The following is a 17,301-nucleotide window of genomic DNA, read 5'->3' as shown; positions in this document are numbered from 1 at the left end:
CGCTTGCGCAGTGGCGCCGGGTTCAGGCGGTGCGGGCGGCCACCAGCGCCGCCCACGGCATGCGGCGGAAAGCCACGTCGAGGCTCACGGTGCCACCAGCGGCCGCCACGGGTTCGCCGGTCAGCACGTTCTTCATCACGCCCCCGTCGTGGCCTGCGGGAAGCCGCACCGACGTGCCGCGCCACCTACCCGCATCGGGCAAGACCACGGCATGGCCCGCCGTTTCCCGATGCGGGAGCCCGACGAACAGCCGGCTCGCCACGATCACGAGCATCCGGTCGGCGTGCGCGCGCGCAAACGCCACGACGTGCCTCGACAACGGCCCTTCGACCGCCAGTGCCTCGTAGCTGCCCTCGCCGAACAGCATGGGCTGCTGCCGCCGCAGCGACAGCAGGCGCCAGATGAACCAGAGCTTCGCGCGGCCATCGTGCGGGGCCGCCGCCATCGCGCCCACCCGTTCGGCCATGCCATCGCTGTCGGCCACGGCATGCAGCTCGTCGAGGCGCTGCTGGCGCAGCGCGTAGTCGACCGGGCGCCGGTTGTCCGGATCGACGAGGCTCAGCTCGATGAGTTCGCTGCCCTGGTAGAGATCGGGCACGCCGGGGGAGCCGTACTTGAGCAAGGTCAGGGTCAGGCTGTTCCAGGCGCCGAACCACGCCAGCCTGTCCGCCATGCGCTGGATGTCGGACAGGCAGGCGCCTTCGCTCGGGTCGCCCAGGATCTCGCGCACGAAGGCCTCGAGCACCGCCTCGTAGTCGGCATCGGGTTGGGACCACCGCGTGCGCAGCTTGGATTCGCGCGCGGCCTTCTGCATGTAGTGCCAGATGCGGTTGCTGTAGCCCGCGACCGCATCTGCGGCCAGCCCGCCCACTGGCAGGGTGCCGAGCAACGTCTGGTAGAGCAGGTATTCGTCCGCGCGCGAGGGAGCTTCGCCGCCGGGCAGCTTCCTGTGCGCACCGCGGCACTGCGCGTGCCATCGCGCCAGCGCGTGCATCCACTCATCGGGCATCTCGGACAGCACGTCGATCCGGTTGCGCACGTCCTCCGAGCGCTTGTTGTCGTGCGTCGAGGTGGCCAGCATCGTGTGCGGCCAGCGCAGCGCGCGGTCGGCGCTGAGCGCGTGGAATTCCTCGACCTCGATGCCGAAGCGGTCGGGCTCGCCACCGACTTCGTTGAGCGAACAGAGCGGAAAGTAGCGGTAGAACGCGGTGTCTTCCACGCCCTTGGCTGCCACCGGCGCGCTGAACTGCTGGAAGCGCCGCGCGAAGTGGCGCGCCCGTTCGCCCAGTGCCGGCGCGGCCGGAACGGCCTCTCCCCGCAGTGCGCTGCGCACGAAGAGGAAGATCGAGCGGTCGGCATCGCCGCTGCTGCGGGCGGCCGCGTCGACGGCCTCGTCGATGACCCGCTCGTCCTGCCCCGAAAGGCCATCGACGATGTAGGTGCGATACACCGGCATGCACGAAGCCACGCCCGCGAGGGCCCGGCGCAGCGCGTTGAGCGTGTAGTCGCGCGTGCTGCGGTCGGCGCGGGCGATGCGCAGCAGCTCGGTGGCCAGCACGTTGAGCTCCGAAGCGAGCGCGTTGCGCATCACCTCCCGACGGCCCGACCGCGCCACCGCGGCAAAGTCCTGCGTGTCGCCGGTGAAGCGCTGCCAGGCGTGGCGCACATCCGACTCGGCTGCCGTGTCGACCAGCACGCCGTTGGCAACGTTGGCGAAGCGATAGCCCGTGGTCCCGTGCACGTGCCAGGTCTCGGGCACTTCCTCGTTCGCGCCCGCGATCTTCTCGGCAACCACGTACAGCGGCCGTGCGGGCCGCCCTTGCGCATCGGCGGCCGGCAGCACGAGACCGGCACGGCGCGCATAGCCCTCCTGCAGCTTGCGGAAGTAGCCGGCGGGGTCGTAGAGCCCGTCGGGGTGGTCGATGCGCAGGCCGTCCACCGCACCGGACGCGGCGAGCTCCAGCACGAACGACTGCGTGGCCTCGAACACCTCGTCGCGCTCGATGCGGATGGCGGCAAGGTCGTTGATGTCGAAGAAGCGCCGGTAGTTGATCTCGTCGGCCGCCATCCGCCAGTGCGCGAGCCGGTACGCCTGCGCCTCGATCAGCCGGTGCAGCGCGTCGCGCGCTTCCGGCAAGGCGAGGTTCAGCTCCGCCACCGACGCCTGGATCGCCTGCGCCACCGCGGGGCGCCGCCGCACGAGCAGCGCAAGACGGGCCTTGAGCAGCTCCTTGTCGCGCACACGCTCGGCGCGTTCGTCCGGCGACGCCGCGTTGCGTCCGGGCAGGTGGCCGAACGCGGTGGCAAGGCTTGCGAGATGCCCGGATGCGGTTGCATCGCCAAGCCGCGCGAGCGCCCGCTGCAGCACCGCCGGGTAGCTCTCGGGCGCGAGCGGAAAGCGGTGATCGAAGTAGCGGATCGCCAGGCTGCCGGCCGCATCCTCGAAGCGAAGAATCAGTTCGCCGTTTTCCAGCACCTCGCCGTAGTGCCCACCGAGCACGGGCAGCAGCACCCTGCCGGCAAGCTCCACGTTGAGCGGTTGCCAATCGATGTCGAAGTGCTGCGCGAACAGCGAGGCGGGGCCGTTCTCCAGCACGTCCATCCACCATGCGTTGTCGGCGCCGAACGCGCCCATGTGGTTGGGCACCATGTCCAGCAACTGGCCGAGGCCGTTGGCCTTCAGCGCGGCGACGAAGCGCGCGAAGCCTTCGGCGCCACCCAGCTCGGGGTTGATCTCCGCGTGCGCCACCACGTCGTAGCCATGCATGCTGCCGGCGCGCGCCCGCTGGATCGGCGAGCAGTACACATGGCTCACGCCGAGCCTTGCAAGGTACGGCAGCACGCGGATCGCCTCGTCGAAGCCGAAGTCCTTGTGCAGCTGCAGCCGGTAGGTGGCGCGCGGCACGCGGGTCTGCAGGCCGGGCGAGGCCGCGTGTTCGACAAGGCGCGGCCTCTGGGCACGCAGCAGCCGGCCGAGGCCGCGCATGCGTTCGCCGCCAGCCAGCGCCGCGCCCGAGACGGGCAGCTTGCGCCGCCAGTTGGGATGCGTGTCGACCGTGCCCGGCATGTTGGCCTGGGCGACCACCTCCGCCACGTCTTCGAGCTGGACCAGCATCAGCGCCGACGGCGAGGCCGCCAGGAAGGCGTGCGCCGCTTCCACGATGCGGCCAGCCGGCATCGCAAGGCCGGCGGCCTGCGCCATCTCCTCGCGTGACAGCAGGCCGGCTTGCCGCATCGCCTGCATCAGCTGCATGCGCTCGTGCGCCCGGTCCGTCAGCTGCGTGTCGAAGATCGCCGGATCGGGAAACAGGCCGAGTGCGAGGCGCTCCCGAAGGTCTTGCGCTGTCCACCAGCCCGCGAAGGTCGCGAGGTCGTGCGTGCTGACTGCCGCCAGCGCGGCCGGCGGATAGGCGGCGGGCGGCTTGAATCCGCCACCCTGTGGCTCCTTCTCGAAATAGAGCAGGCGATAGGACAACACGTCGGCCCGCGAGAGCGCATCGCGCAACGCGTCGTCGACCGTGCCCAGGTCTTCGCCCACCACCATGCAGCGGTGCCGGTGGCTCTCTATCGCCACCACGGCCAGCATCTCGTCCAGCGCGTAGTGGACGTAGGCGCCCTCTTTCGCATCGCGCCCGGGCGGAATCCAGAACAGGCGCATCAGGCCCATCACGTGGTCGATGCGCAATGCGCCCGCGCCGCGCATGCCGGCACGCAGCGTGTCGATGAAGTAGCGATAGCCCTCCGCGCGCAGGCGGTCGGGGCGCAACGGCGGCAGGCCCCAGCCCTGGCCTGCGGGGTTGAATTCGTCCGGCGGCGCACCGACGCTGGCACCTCCGGCAAGGCCCTGCTGCAGGGACCAGGCGTCGGAGCCGGCGCGGTCGACCGACACCGCCAGGTCCACATACAGGCCAACGCCCATGCCGAGCGCGCCGCAGCGCGCGGCGGCCCGGGCCAGTTGGCCGGCGGCCAGCCACTGGAGGTACTGGTGGAACTGCACGCGCTGCGCATACACCACCGCGAATGCACTCACCTCGGCGGAATCCGGGTCCTGGTAGGCACCGGGCCACGCGTGCCAGTCCCACGCGCCCCCTTCGTGCGTGAGGAAGTGGGCCTGCAGCGCTTCGAAAAGAGCGTGCCGGCGCAGCGCCTCGCCACGCTGCGCGACGAAGGCCAGGAACTCCCGGCCCGTTTCGTCGGCCGGCCCTTCGGAGGACAGATGGCGCTCGCAGAAATGGGCGAACAGCAAGGCGAGCACTTCGAACTTCGCGGCAGCCACGCCCGGGTAGTCCACCAGCGGCGCCGCGCGCAGGGCGGCAAGGCCCGACTGGAAATCAGGCGAATGCACCCGCTCGCGGGCCGGTGCGCAATCGGCGAAGTCCGGCACTGCCTCCACGTCGATGCAGAGCACATTGAGCTGCAGGCGGGACGAAGGGCTGTAAGGGCTCGCGTGCTGCGGGGTGCTGGCGAACAAGGCGTGCAGCGGATTGAGGCCGATGATGTCGGCGCCCTGTGCCGCCATCTGCACGGCCAGTTCTTCCAGATCGCTGAAGTCGCCGATGCCCCAGTTGCGCGGCGAGCGCAGGCTGTAGAGCTGCACCGACACGCCCCACACGCGGCCGCCGTCGCGCACCGCGGGAGGCCGGTAGCAACGGCCCGGCGAGGCCAGCACCAGCGTCTCGCCGCGCAGGCCTTCGCCTTCGATGCGCAGCCGGTAGTAGCCTGCCTCGAGGCCCGACGGGAGCTGCAGGACGCGCTCGCACACATGCCCGCCGCTTTCGATGCGGCCGGTTTCGGGCAGCGCCACGGCATCCGCTTCGCCTTGCCGCGTACGGCCTTGTTCGTCGATGAGCTCCCATCGAAGCCGCTTCACCGAAGCCGGCAGCCGCAGCGGCACCTGCCATTCGCGGCTCGACGCCTGCACGGCCACGACCGGCGGCAGCGCTTCGGAGCAGCGCGCGCGGTGTGCCGCCTCGAGGGCGCGCGCCGTGTCGGCCGCATCGCCGATGTGCACACCGAACTCGGCGAGCAGCGCGATCAGGCTCTGCGCAGAAACTTCGCGACGCACGCCGAATGCATCGAAATAGCCGGTGTCGATGCCGAAGTGCTCGCACAGCCGTCCGAGTTCGCCAGTGACGCCGTGGGGGTGCGGCTCATGCGCCATGCAGCTCTTCCAGCGTCACATGCACCGCGCCGCGCGCGCAGCGCAGGCTGCCCTGGCGATCGCTCACGCCGTCGCTGTAGACCACGGCGCCCGGCAACGGCTCGACGCCATCGGCCGTCTGCGAACCGAAGTGAGCGAGCAGGTGCAACCGCGCCCCAGGCTGGCCTTGTTGCAAGGGCCCCAGGCTCCACTGCACCTGGAGCAGGTCGTTCTCGCAGCGGTAGCTGCCCGCGCCCGCGGTACCGGCGAGCCGCGGCGCCACGAAACGCTGGCGCAGGCGCAGCAGTTGCGTCACCTCGCTGAGCCTCGCGAAATGCGCGCGCGCGCCGCGCTCGCGCCAGTGCAGCTTCGACGCGAGAAAGGTCGATTCGGCATTGGGGTCGGGAATGCGCGCGCGGGCGGCATCGTCGGCAAACGCCGCGAAGCCGCCGAACTCCGAGCGCCGGCCATCGGACACCGCCGCCGCCAGCTCGGGGCCGAAGTCGCAGAAATACTGGAACGGGGTGGAGGCGGCGAATTCGTCGCCCATGAAGAGCATCGGCACATGCGGAGACAGCAGCAGGCACGCCAGCGCCGCACGCACCAGCACCGGATCGCCCAGCGCATGGATGCGCTCGCCGAATGCGCGGTTGCCGACCTGGTCGTGGGTCTGGAGGAAGGAGACGAACGCCTGTGGCGGCAGCCGCGTGCTCGGCTCGCCGCGCCGCTCGCCCTGGCGGAAGGCCGAGGGCTGCCCCTGGTAGATGAAGCCCTCGGCCAGCGCCTGCGCGAAACGGCACACCGGGTCGTCGGCATAGTCCGCGTAGTAGCCGTCGCGCTCGCCGGTGGCCAGCACGTGCACCGCGTGGTGCAGGTCGTCGTTCCACTGCGCCGTTGCCGCGACGGGCAGGCCACGGTCGTCGCGTACCAGCATCGAGGCCTGGTTGGCATCGTTTTCCACCACCAGGTGAATGAGGCGCTCGCGGGCGGGGCCGGCGTCCAGCGCCTCGCGGATTTCCCGCACGATGTGCGGCCGCGTTTCGTCGTGGATCGCGTGGATGGCGTCCATGCGCAGGCCGTCGAAGCGGAACTCTTCTGTCCAGTAGAGCGCGTTGTGGAGGAAGAAGTCGCGCACGGTGCGCGAGCCCGGACCGTCGAAATTGATCGCGCTGCCCCACGGTGTCTGCCGGCCGGGGTTGAAGAACTCGGGGCAGTAGGCGTGCAGGTGATTGCCCTCCGGACCGAAGTGGTTGTAGACCACGTCCAGCAGCACCATCAGCCCGAGCGAATGCGCGGTATCGACCAGTGCCTTGAGGTCGTCCGGCGTGCCGTAGGCGGCGTCGGGTGCGAACGGCAGCACGCCGTCGTATCCCCAGTTGCGCCGGCCCGGAAAGTCGGCCAGCGGCATGAGTTCGACGGCGGTGATGCCGAGTTCGGCGAGCTCGCCGAGCCGCTCGCGCGCCGCATTGAACGAGCCCTCTTCGGTGAAGGCGCCTATGTGCAGTTCGTAGATCACGGCCTCTTCCCACGGACGGCCGCGCCAGGCGTCGTCGGTCCAGGCGAAGCGGTGCGGGTCCATCACGACGCTCGGGCCATGCACGTCGTCGGGGTTGAATCGCGAGGCCGGATCGGGCACGCGCGTGCCGTCTTCCAGCCGGAAGCTGTAGCTGTCGCCATGCCCTGCTTCGGGCACGAGCAGCCGATGCCAGCCGCGTTGGTCGCGGTCCATGGGCCGGGAGACCGCCTCGCTGGCGGCGGCGCGATGTTCGAGCACGATGGACGCCGCCGACGGCGCCCAGAGTGCGAACTCCACCCCGCCACCCGCCTGCACGGTGGCGCCGAACGGCATGTGGTGCGAACGGGTGCTCATGGGGTGCCTCCGGGGTTCATGGCCGCATGCCGGGCCGGTTCAACACCGCGAGCGAGCGGCATTGGAGGGGATAGGCCGGCTGCGTCCACGCCGGAGCCGGCGTGGCGGCGTCGACGGTGGCGAACGGCGGCGCGCTGCCGGCGGTGTCGACCAGCAGCCGCCAGGCCCCATGCGGGGTCGCCGGCAGCGTGAAGGGAATCTCGTCGTGGTGGGCGTTGAACAGCACCAGGAAATCGTCGTCGTGCTGCGCCTCGCCGCGCGGCCCGCGGTCGACGATGCCGCCGCCGGGGATGTACATCGCGATGCAGCGCGCGTTCGGGTCGTTCCAGTTCTCGGGCTGCATCTCCGTGCCGTCGGGCTTGAGCCAGTGCACGTCGGTCACGCTCTCGCCTTCCGCAGGCTGGCCCGCGAAGAACGAACGGCGGCGGAACGACGGGTGCGCACGCCGCAGCGAGATCATGCGTTCGACGAAGCTCGTCAGCGCCGAACTCTCCGGCGAGGGCGTCCAGTCGAGCCAGCCGATCTCGTTGTCCTGGCAATAGACGTTGTTGTTGCCCTGCTGCGTGTGGCCGCGCTCGTCGCCCGCCAGCAGCATCGGCACACCCTGCGAGAGCAGCAGCGTGGCCAGCAGGTTGCGTTTCTGCCGCTCGCGCAGCGTGAGCACCTCGGGGTCGTCGGTGGGACCTTCGGCGCCGCAGTTCCACGAGACGTTGTGGCTGTTGCCGTCGCGGTTGTCCTCGCCGTTGGGTTCGTTGTGCTTGTCGTTGTACGAGACGAGGTCGTGCAGCGTGAAGCCGTCGTGCGCGGTCACGAAGTTGATGCTGGCGGTGGGCTTCTTGCCCGACCAGCCGTACAGGTCCTCGGAGCCGGTGACGCGCCTGGCCATCTCGCCGAGCAGCCCGCCATCGCCCTTCCAGAAGCCGCGCATGCCGTCGCGGTACTGGTCGTTCCATTCGGCCCAGCCGAGCGGAAAGTTGCCCACCTGGTAGCCGCCGTGGCCCAGGTCCCAGGGCTCGGCGATGAGCTTCACGCGGTTGAGCGTCGGGTCCTGGCGGATCGCGTCGAAGAACCCGCCGAGGTTCTCGACCTTGCCCGACTCGCGCGCCAGCGCCGAAGCCAGGTCGAAGCGGAAACCGTCGACGTGCATCTCCTCGGCCCAGTAGCGCAGCGAGTCCATCACGAGCTGCAGCGCGTGCGGATGCTCCAGGTTCACGGTGTTGCCGCAGCCGGTGAAGTCGTCGTAGTAGCGGCGGTTGTCGGCATTGGCGATGTAGTACGAGGCGTTGTCCACGCCGCGCATCGACAGGGTCGGCCCGAGCTGGTTGCCCTCGCAGGTGTGGTTGTAGACCACGTCGAGGATCACCTCGATGCCTGCCGAATGCAACGTCTTCACCATGGTCTTGAACTCCTTCACCTTGCCCGAGGCGCTGTAGCGCGTCTCGGGAGCGAAGAAGGCCAGCGTGTTGTAGCCCCAGTAGTTCTGCAGGCCGCGCTCGGCAAGGTGCCGGTCGTTGAGGAAGCTGTGCACCGGCAGCAGCTCCACCGTGGTCACGCCCAGGCGCTTGAGGTAGTCGACCACCGGCGCGCAGCCCAGGCCGGCGTAGGTGCCGCGCAGCGCGGGCGGCACGTCGGGGTGCGTCATGGTGAAGCCGCGCACGTGCATCTCGTAAATCACCATGTCCTGCCACGGCACGGAGGGGCGGCGGTCGTCGCCCCAGGTGAAGGCGGTTTCGAGCACGCGGCCCTTGGGCATCAACGGCGCGCTGTCGCGGCGGTCGAAGGAAAGGTCTTCGCGCTTGCTGCCCACGGTGTAGCCGTACAGCGCATCGCCCCAGCGCAACTCGCCCGCCAGGTCCTTCGCGTACGGATCGACCAGCAGCTTGTTGGCATTGAAGCGATGCCCCTCCTCGGGCTTGTAGCGGCCGTGCACGCGGTAGCCGTAGGCCTGGCCGGGGCGCGCCTCGGGCAGGTAGCAATGCCATACGCCGTCGGTGCGTTCGGGCATCGCGATGCGCTGCAGTTCGTGGCGCCCGCGCTCGTCGAACAGGCACAGCTCGACGCCGTCCGAATGCTGCGAGAACAAGGCGAAGTTGACGCCCCCTCCGTCCCACGTGGCGCCGCGCGGATAGGGCCGGCCGGGCCAGACGGCCGTGATCGACGGATTGGGTTTTCGTGTCATTCAGTGCGGCAGGCGATCGTTGCCGGGACGCGGGGTGGAACTGTCGACGGTGGTCACGCTCGGCGGCGGCTTGCCGCCCCTGATCTGCCGCGGCCACCAGTGTTCGATCTGCGCCTTCGCCCAGTCCTTGCCTGCCAGCCCGAAGGCCAGGGCGAGCGCAAAGACCACGCCGGCGAGGATCACGAGGAAGCTCTCGCGCACGATGTCGCCGCCAACCTTGATCTGGTCGAGCGCGATCAGGATCACGAACGCCATCACCGCGTACTGCGCGACCTTGCCGAAGAGCGCCGCGTCCTGCATCTGGATGCCGCGGAAGTAGCTGGCCACCGCATCGCCCACGAAGCGCGCGAAATAGGAGCCAAAAGCCAGCACCAGCAGCGCCACGAACACGTTCGGCACGAACCAGACGATGCGCCCGAGCAGGTCGGCGATGTAGCTCAGCCCCATGCCGTTGAAGGCGATGAGCAGCGAGGCGAAGATCACCAGCCAGTACGCCAGGATGCCGAACAGGCTGCTGGTGTCGCCCGCGAGCCCGCCCTGGCGCAGGAAGTTGTCGAGCCCCGCGCGCTCGGTCAGCACGTTGAAGTTGACGGCGCGCAGCGCCTTGGTCACCGCGAAGCGCACCGCCTTGGCAATCAGCCAGCCGGCGATGACCACGACCACCGCGATCAGCAGGCGCGGCACGAAGGCCCCGACCTGGTAGAGGATGGCGCGCAGCGGCTCCAGGTGGATGCTGAAGTTGTCCATGGTGTGGGCTCCCTTGGGGTTGCGTCGGCAGCGTCAGGCGCGGGACGGTTGGATGAGTGCGAGCACGCCATGCAGCGGCACCTGCGCCCAATCGACACGGTTGTCGAGTTCGTAGCGCAACTCGTAGAGGGCTTTGTCGAGCTCGAACAGGCCGAGCAATTCGCCGTCGAGGGCCCCGCCGTAGCCCGCCAGGAAAGCCTCGCGCGTCGCTTGCTCCCACGCGATGGCCGGCGCGGCCAGCCGCTCGGCTTCGTCGGGGCTCTGCGCCACCCGGCGCAGCGCCGACCAGCGCGCATAGTTGAACGAGCGCAGCATGCCGGCCACGTCGCGCAGCGGCGAGCTCTTGGTGCGGCGCTCCTCGAAGCTGCGCGCGGGCTCGCCCTCGAAATCGATGATGACGAAGTCGTTGTCCTTCACCAGCACCTGGCCGAGGTGGTAGTCGCCGTGGTAGCGGCTCTTGATACCGGTGCCTTCCACGGGGCGGCGCGCCTCGATGCCGGCCTGCAGCGTATCGGCCGCGGCGAGCAGCGTGCGTGCATCGGCCTGCACGGCAGGCGGCAGCAGGTCGAGCCGCTCCCGCAACAGCGCGAGCGTTGCCGCCGCATCGCTCGACGCATGCGACTTGAAGCCGGCAAAGTCGGCGGCCGCCAGCGGCTCGGGGTCGAATGCGGCGGCGCCCGTGCGCACGGCGAGCGCCTGGTGCAGCTCGGCGGTGCGGCGGCCCAGCGTGGCCATCAGCGCGAGGAAGCCGCCGTGCACTTCGGATACGCCGGGCGCGCTGCCGTCGGTGGTGGCCACGTCGCGCAGGAAGCGCTCGAGATAGCCCAGCGTGTAGTCCCAGCCGTCGCCCTGGTTCGCCACATAGCTCTGCACCATGGCGAGCGTGATCGTGCGCCCGTCGTTCGCCATGTATTCGAGCGCGCCGAGCACCGGCACGCAGTGCGGGTAGCGCGCCACCTCGGTCAGGAAGCGGCCCATCTCCAGCTCGGGGTTGATGCCTTCGCGCACGTGCCGATAGCCCTTGAGGAACAGGGTCTCGTCCAGCGTGACCACGGTGTTGCTGCTCACGCCGCTCGGGCGGCCCACAGGCAGCGCGTCGATGTCGGCGCCGGCCTGCGCGAACGCCGCCGTCGGCTTGAAGACCAGCCTGCCGTTCGCCGTCGCGAGCTCGGTCCCCTTGCCGATGGCACGCACCAGCTCGCGGCAGAAGGCCTCGTCGTAGAAGGCGTCGCCCATCAGCCCGACCTGTGCCTGCTGCCGCACCTTCGCGATCGCGGCCTGCGCCACGCCGGCCATGCGCTCTTCGTCGCGCTCTTCCCACGCCAGTGCGAGCGGCATGAAGTAGGTGGCCCCCCCGTGCGGGCCGTCGAGGTCCAGGAGCGGCAGCATCCAGCTCAGGCCGCCGACCTCCCACACGGCATGGTCCACCAGCCGTGCGCGCCGGATGGCCGTGCCCTTGGAGGCATACCAGCGCTGGATCTCGATGTGGCGCGGCAAGATCTCCAGCTCGAACTGGTTGCGCATGCGCTCGGCCATGCTGATGCGCCATGGCATCACGCGGTCGCGGAAGAAGCTGGTCCAGCCGTCGAACAGCACCAGCGTGGGCCACTCCTGCAGCGCCACGCCTTCCTGGTGCCAGCTCGGCGCATCGGCCTCGGCGGTGAGCTTGAACCAGTAGAAGCCGTACGAAGCCAGCGTGAGCAGGTACGGCAGCTCGCCGATGGGGGGGAACGGCGCGCGCCCCAGCATCTCGATGGGCACGAAGCCCTTGAACTCCGACAGGTCGAGTTCCACCGGCTGCGCGGCACGCGACAGGTTGAACACCGTCAGCACCACGTCGCTGTCGTACTCGCTCAGGTAGGCCAGGATCTTGCGGTTGCCGGGCTTCAGGAAGCGGCGCCTGCCGCGCCCGAAGGCGTGGCTGGTCTTGCGCACGGCGAGCATGCGCCGGGTCCAGTTGAGCAGCGAGCTGCTGTCGCGCGCCTGCGCCTCGACGTTGAGCGCCTCGTAGCCGAACATCGCGTCCATGATCGGCTGCAGGTACAGGCGCTGCGGGTCGGCGCGCGAGAAGCCGGCGTTGCGGTCGGGGCTCCACTGCATGGGCGTGCGCACGCCGTTGCGGTCGCCCACGAACACGTTGTCGCCCATGCCGATCTCGTCGCCGTAGTAGATGATGGGCGAGCCCGGCATGGACAGCAGCATGCCGTTCATGAGCTTCACGCGATCGGGGTCGTTCTCCATCAGCGGCGCGAGCCGGCGGCGGATGCCCAGGTTGATGCGCGCGCGCATGTCGGCGGCGTACATGGTGTACATGTAGTCGCGCTCCTTGCTGGTCACCATCTCGAGCGTCAGCTCGTCGTGGTTGCGCAGGAAGATGGCCCACTGGCAGCCCTCGGGGATGTCGGGCGTCTGCGCCATGATCTCGACGATGGGATGCCGGTCTTCCTGTGCGATGGCCATGTACATGCGCGGCATCAGCGGGAAGTGGTAGGCCATGTGGCACTCGTCGCCGTCGCCGAAGTACTCGCGCACGTCCTCGGGCCACATGTTGGCTTCGGCCAGCAGGAAGCGGTTGCGGTACTGCGCGTCGATGGCCGCGCGCAGCCGCTTGATCACCGCGTGCGTCTCGGGCAGGTTCTCGTTGCTGGTGCCGTCGCGCTCCACCAGGTAAGGAATGGCGTCGAGCCGGAAGCCGTCCACGCCCATGTCGAGCCAGAAGCGCATCGTCTTCAGGATGGCTTCCATCACCGCCGGGTTGTCGAAGTTCAGGTCGGGCTGGTGGCTGAAGAAGCGGTGCCAGAAGTACTGCTTGGCCACCGGGTCCCAGGTCCAGTTGGAGGTCTCGGTGTCGGTGAAGATGATCCGCGTGCCCTGGTAGATCTGGTCGGTGTCGCTCCACACGTAGAAGTTGCGCTCGGGCGAACCGGGCGGCGCGAGCCGCGCGGCCTTGAACCACGGGTGCTCACTGGAAGTGTGGTTGATGACCAGCTCGGTGATCACGCGCAGGCCCCGCTTGTGCGCCTCGGCCAGCATCTCGCGGAAATCGTCGAGCGTGCCGTACTGCGGGTGCACGTCCTCGTACTCGGAGATGTCGTAGCCGTCGTCGCGCAGCGGCGAGGGATAGAAAGGCATCAGCCAGATGGTGTTGACGCCCAGTTCCTTCACGTAGTCGAGCTTGGCGGTGACGCCCTTGAAGTCGCCCATGCCGTCGTTGTTGGAGTCGAAGAAGGCCTTGACGTTGAGTTGGTAGATCACTGCGTCGCGGTACCACAGCGGATCGTCGCTGTTGTCGATCTCGACGGTTTCGAGTGCGATGTGCGAGACGGGTGCATTCATGGGCCGGCGACCTCCTCACAGGAAGTAATCGAAGTCGCGCTCGTCGCCATGGCGCCGACGGACCACGAAGATGTGCGCAGGCACGCTGCGCGGATCGAGCCTCACGTAATGCCAGTCGCCCTGCCAGGTGAAGCGCTGGCCGCTCAGCAGGTCGTGCATCTGGAAGGCGCGCGAAGAAGGAACGCCGACGCTTCGAGGCTCCAGCCCGAGCCAGCCCGACTGCGGTTCGTGCGGATCGAGGTTGACGACGGTGACGATCACATTGAGGCCGTCCGGCGATTCCTTGGCATAGGCCAGCAGCCGGTCGTTGTCGATGTGCAGGAAGCGCAGGCTCCGGTCCCACTGCAGCGCCGGGTTCTCGTGGCGGATGCGGTTCACCCGCGCGATGAAGGGCGCGAGGCTCGCGGGATCGTCGTGGTTCCAGTGGCGCAGCTGATACTTCTCGGAGTCGAGGTATTCCTCGCTGCCCGGTCCGCGCGGCAGGTGCTCGCGCAGCTCGTAGGCCGGCCCGTAAATGCCGTAGTTGGCCGCCAGAGTGGCCGCCAGCACCAGCCGCGCCATGTACACGGCGGGCTCGCCTGTCTGCAGTTGCTCGTGCAGGATGTCGGGCGTGTTGGGCCAGGCATTCGGGCGGAAGTAGTCGATGCCGGGGGCGCTCGAAAGCTCGGTGAAGTACGCCTGCAGCTCCTGCTTGGTGTTGCGCCAGGTGAAGTAGGTGTACGACTGCGAGAAGCCCAGCTTCGCGAGCCGGTGCATCACCTTGGGCCGCGTGAAGGCCTCTGCAAGGAAGATGGTGTCCGGGTGTTCGCGCTTCACCTCGCCGATGGCCCACTCCCAGAACGGGAAAGCCTTGGTGTGCGGGTTGTCCACCCGGAAGATGCGCACGCCCTCCCCGATCCAGTGGTCGATCACGCTCTTGAGCTCGGCCCACAGTTCGCGCCATTCCCTGCACTCGAAGTTGAACGGATAGATGTCCTGGTACTTCTTGGGCGGGTTCTCGGCGTATTGCACGCTGCCGTCCGGGCGCCAGCGGAACCAGTCGGGATGCTCCTTCACGTAGGGATGGTCGGGCGCGCACTGGAAGGCGATGTCGAGCGCGATCTCGAGGCCGTGTTCCGTGGCGCGTGCAAGCAGCCGCCGGAAGTCCTCGGGGGTGCCGAGCGCCGGAAGGATCGACTTGTGCCCGCCTTCTGCCGCCCCGATGGCCCAGGGGCTTCCCACGTCTTCGGGGCCGCTGGCGAGCGCGTTGTTGGGGCCCTTGCGCTGCACGCGGCCGATCGGATGGATTGGCGGAAAGTACAGCACGTCGAACCCCATCGCCGCGATGGCCGGCAGGCGCGCTTCCACATCCTTGAAGGTGCCGTGCACCCCCGGCTGGGGACTGGTGGAGCGCGGGAACAGCTCGTACCAGGTGCTGAAGCGCGCGCGCTCCCTGTCGACGGCCAGCGGCAGCTCGACGGGGTAGCGCACCTCATGCCGCCTGTCGGGATGGCGGCGCACCAGCGCGGCGTATTCCTCGTCGAGCGCCAGGGCCTTGAGCGAACCGATGTCGAAGCCGGGGTCGGCCGCCATGGCGTCGAGTTCGGTCGCCCAGCGCTGGAGCTCGATGCGGTCGGCACCCTCCGCCCGCGCGGCGGCGGCGGCGATTTCGAGCGCACCGATCTGGGCCGCGATGCGCACGTCGGCAGGATCGACGCGCCGCGTGAGTTCGTGGTGCCACGAGTCGAAGGAATCCACCCACGCAACGCAGGTGTACACGTAGCGCCCGAGGGACGGCGGCGTGAACGCGGCTTCCCATACGTCGTTGCCGAGCGGCTTCATCGGCACTTCGCGGAAGTCGCTTTGCTCGTGCGCGCGCCAGCACAAATGGACCCGCAGCACGTCGTGCCCGTCGGTGAAGCAATGCGCGCGAACCTGGACCCGCTCGCCGACCACGCACTTGATGGGAAACCGCCCGTTGTCCACGCATGGCAGGACGGTATCGATCACGGCACGGACGGCGCCCTTCTCGATTTCCGCCGCGGCGGGTACGGGACGCGTCGCAAAGATGTTCTTCATGAGGCGCTGTGCTCCAGGATCAGCGTGGACAACGGCGGCAGCGTCAGGCACACCGATTGCCTTCGGCCATGCGAACGCACGGGGGCCGCTTCGACGCCCCCGAAATTGCCCCAGCCGGAGCCGCCGAACTCGGTGGCGTCGGTGTTGATCAGCTCGCGCCAATGGCCGCCGAGCGGCACGCCCAGCAGGTAGTTGGTGCGCGGCACCGGGGTCATGTTGCTCACGACGAGCAGCGGCGGACTGCCGTCGCTCGCCTTGCGCAGGAACGCGAACACGCTGGTGTCGGCATCGTCGGCTGCAATCCATTCGAATCCCGGCGACGAAAAGTCCAGCTGATGGAGCGCGGGCGCGCCGCGGTAGACGTGGTTGAGCCGGGCCACCAGGCGCTGCAGTCCGCCGTGCCCTTCGAGCTCGCACACCCACCACTCGAGCTCGCCGTCGTGCGTCCATTCGCGGCGCTGGCCGAATTCGCCGCCCATGAAGAGCAGCTTCTTGCCCGGATGCGCCCACATGAAACCGAACAGCGCGCGCAGGTTGGCGAACTGCTGCCAATCGTCGCCCGGCATCTTGTTGAGCAGCGACCCCTTGCCATGCACCACCTCGTCATGCGAGAGCGGCAGCACGAAGTTCTCGTGAAAGGCGTACACCAGCGAGAAGGTCAGCTTGTGGTGGTGGTACTTGCGATGGACCGGCTCTTCCTTCATGTACGACAGCGCGTCGTGCATCCAGCCCATGTTCCATTTCTCGCCGAAGCCCAGGCCGTCCATGTCGGTGGGCCGCGATACGCGCGGCCACGCGGTCGATTCCTCCGCCACCGTGATGGCGTCGGGGTGCTCGCGGTAGACCGCGCGGTTCAGCGTCTGGATGAAATCGATCGCCTCCAGGTTCTCCCGGCCGCCGTGGCGGTTGGGAATCCATTCGCCATGCCCGCGTGCGTAGTCGAGATAGAGCATGGAGGCGACGGCATCCACGCGCAGGCCATCGACGTGGTACAGGTCGAGCCAGAACAGGCCGGAAGACACCAGGAAGCTGCGCACCTCGGGCCGGCCGTAGTTGAAGATGCTCGAATTCCATTCCGGATGGAAACCCTGGCGCGGATCGGCATGCTCATAGAGGTGCGTGCCGTCGAAATACGCCAGGCCGTGCTCGTCCGTCGGAAAGTGCGAAGGCACCCAGTCGAGCAGCACGCCAATGCCCTGCTGGTGCAGGTGATCGACCAGGTACATGAAGTCCTGCGGCGAGCCGAAGCGCGACGTGGGGGCAAAGTAGCCGGTGGTCTGGTAGCCCCACGAGCCGTAGAACGGATGCTCGGTCACGGGCATGAGCTCCACGTGCGTGAAGCCCATCTCGTTCACATAGGCGGCGAGCTGGCGCGCGAGCTCCCGGTAGTCCAGGAAGCGCCCGTCGCGGCGGCGCCATGAGCCAAGATGCACCTCGTAGACCGACATCGGGGCGTCGAGCGCATTGCGCGAGCCGCGCGTGGACATCCACTGCGCATCTCCCCATTCATACGAAAGCTCGCAGATGCGCGATGCGGTCGCGGGTGGCGGCTCCGCGCTGAAGGCGACCGGGTCGGCCTTGTCCACCGAGTAGCCGCCGTAGCGGGATCGAATGCGGTACTTGTAGGCCTGGCCGATGGCGGCGTTGGGTGCATGGCCCTGCCATATGCCGGTGCCATCGGCGCTGGGCCTCAGCGGATCGGCATCGCCGGACCAGTAGTTCCAGTCTCCCACCACCGACACCGACTCCGCATTCGGCGCCCACACTGCGAAATGGGCGCCGCCCTCTGTGGAGGGATGGCAACCCAGCACGTCATACAGGCGGGAGTGGGTCCCCTCGCGGAAAAGATGGACGTCTTGCTCGTTCTGGAGTGAATGGTTCAACGGCACCGGCAACCCTCGGATTGAAGCCGGCGGAACGATGGTCAAGGAACGACGTCGGTTCCCGCAGGGCTTGGCGCCAATTTGCAGG

The 17,301-nt window shown here is 68.6% G+C and carries 7 protein-coding genes; all 7 read right to left on the bottom strand.

Annotation, left to right across the window (positions count from 1 at the left end; translation table 11 throughout):
- Window positions 1-22: 22 nt before the first annotated feature.
- From ASC92_RS24910 to glgB, 7 genes are read right to left on the bottom strand one after another with little or no spacing between them, the layout of a single operon-like run.
- Window positions 23-5,161 (bottom strand): malto-oligosyltrehalose synthase, encoded by a 5,139-nt coding sequence (locus ASC92_RS24910; RefSeq protein WP_056521131.1) that lies wholly within the window; start codon window positions 5,159-5,161, stop codon window positions 23-25.
- Window positions 5,151-7,010: a malto-oligosyltrehalose trehalohydrolase gene (gene treZ, locus ASC92_RS24905; RefSeq protein ID WP_056521126.1), complete on the bottom strand. Its 1,860-nt coding sequence runs from the start codon at window positions 7,008-7,010 to the stop codon at window positions 5,151-5,153. Before treZ ends, ASC92_RS24910 begins: the two co-directional genes overlap by 11 nt.
- A 16-nt stretch (window positions 7,011-7,026) precedes the next feature.
- Window positions 7,027-9,189: a glycogen debranching protein GlgX gene (gene glgX, locus ASC92_RS24900; protein WP_056521123.1), complete on the bottom strand. Its 2,163-nt coding sequence runs from the start codon at window positions 9,187-9,189 to the stop codon at window positions 7,027-7,029.
- Window positions 9,190-9,936, bottom strand: a complete 747-nt coding sequence (locus tag ASC92_RS24895) for a mechanosensitive ion channel family protein (protein WP_056521120.1) — start codon at window positions 9,934-9,936, stop codon at window positions 9,190-9,192.
- 33 nt (window positions 9,937-9,969) lie between these two features.
- Window positions 9,970-13,272, bottom strand: coding sequence for a maltose alpha-D-glucosyltransferase (gene treS, locus ASC92_RS24890; protein ID WP_056521117.1), 3,303 nt, complete (start codon window positions 13,270-13,272; stop codon window positions 9,970-9,972).
- Window positions 13,273-13,287: 15 nt separating this feature from the next.
- Window positions 13,288-15,330, bottom strand: coding sequence for an alpha-1,4-glucan--maltose-1-phosphate maltosyltransferase (locus ASC92_RS24885; RefSeq protein WP_056521115.1), 2,043 nt, complete (start codon window positions 15,328-15,330; stop codon window positions 13,288-13,290).
- The gene (gene glgB, locus ASC92_RS24880; protein WP_056522111.1) at window positions 15,327-17,219 is read right to left on the bottom strand and encodes a 1,4-alpha-glucan branching protein GlgB; all 1,893 of its coding nucleotides are present in this window, start codon (window positions 17,217-17,219) and stop codon (window positions 15,327-15,329) included. The genes ASC92_RS24885 and glgB overlap by 4 nt, the downstream gene beginning before the upstream one ends.
- Window positions 17,220-17,301: the final 82 nt, after the last annotated feature.

The organism is Variovorax sp. Root411, assembly GCF_001425205.1.
In the GTDB taxonomy this organism is placed as follows: Bacteria; Pseudomonadota; Gammaproteobacteria; order Burkholderiales; family Burkholderiaceae_C; genus Variovorax.
The sequence above is the reverse complement of the archived record's forward strand: the minus strand, read 5'-3'. Positions and strand labels throughout refer to the sequence as shown.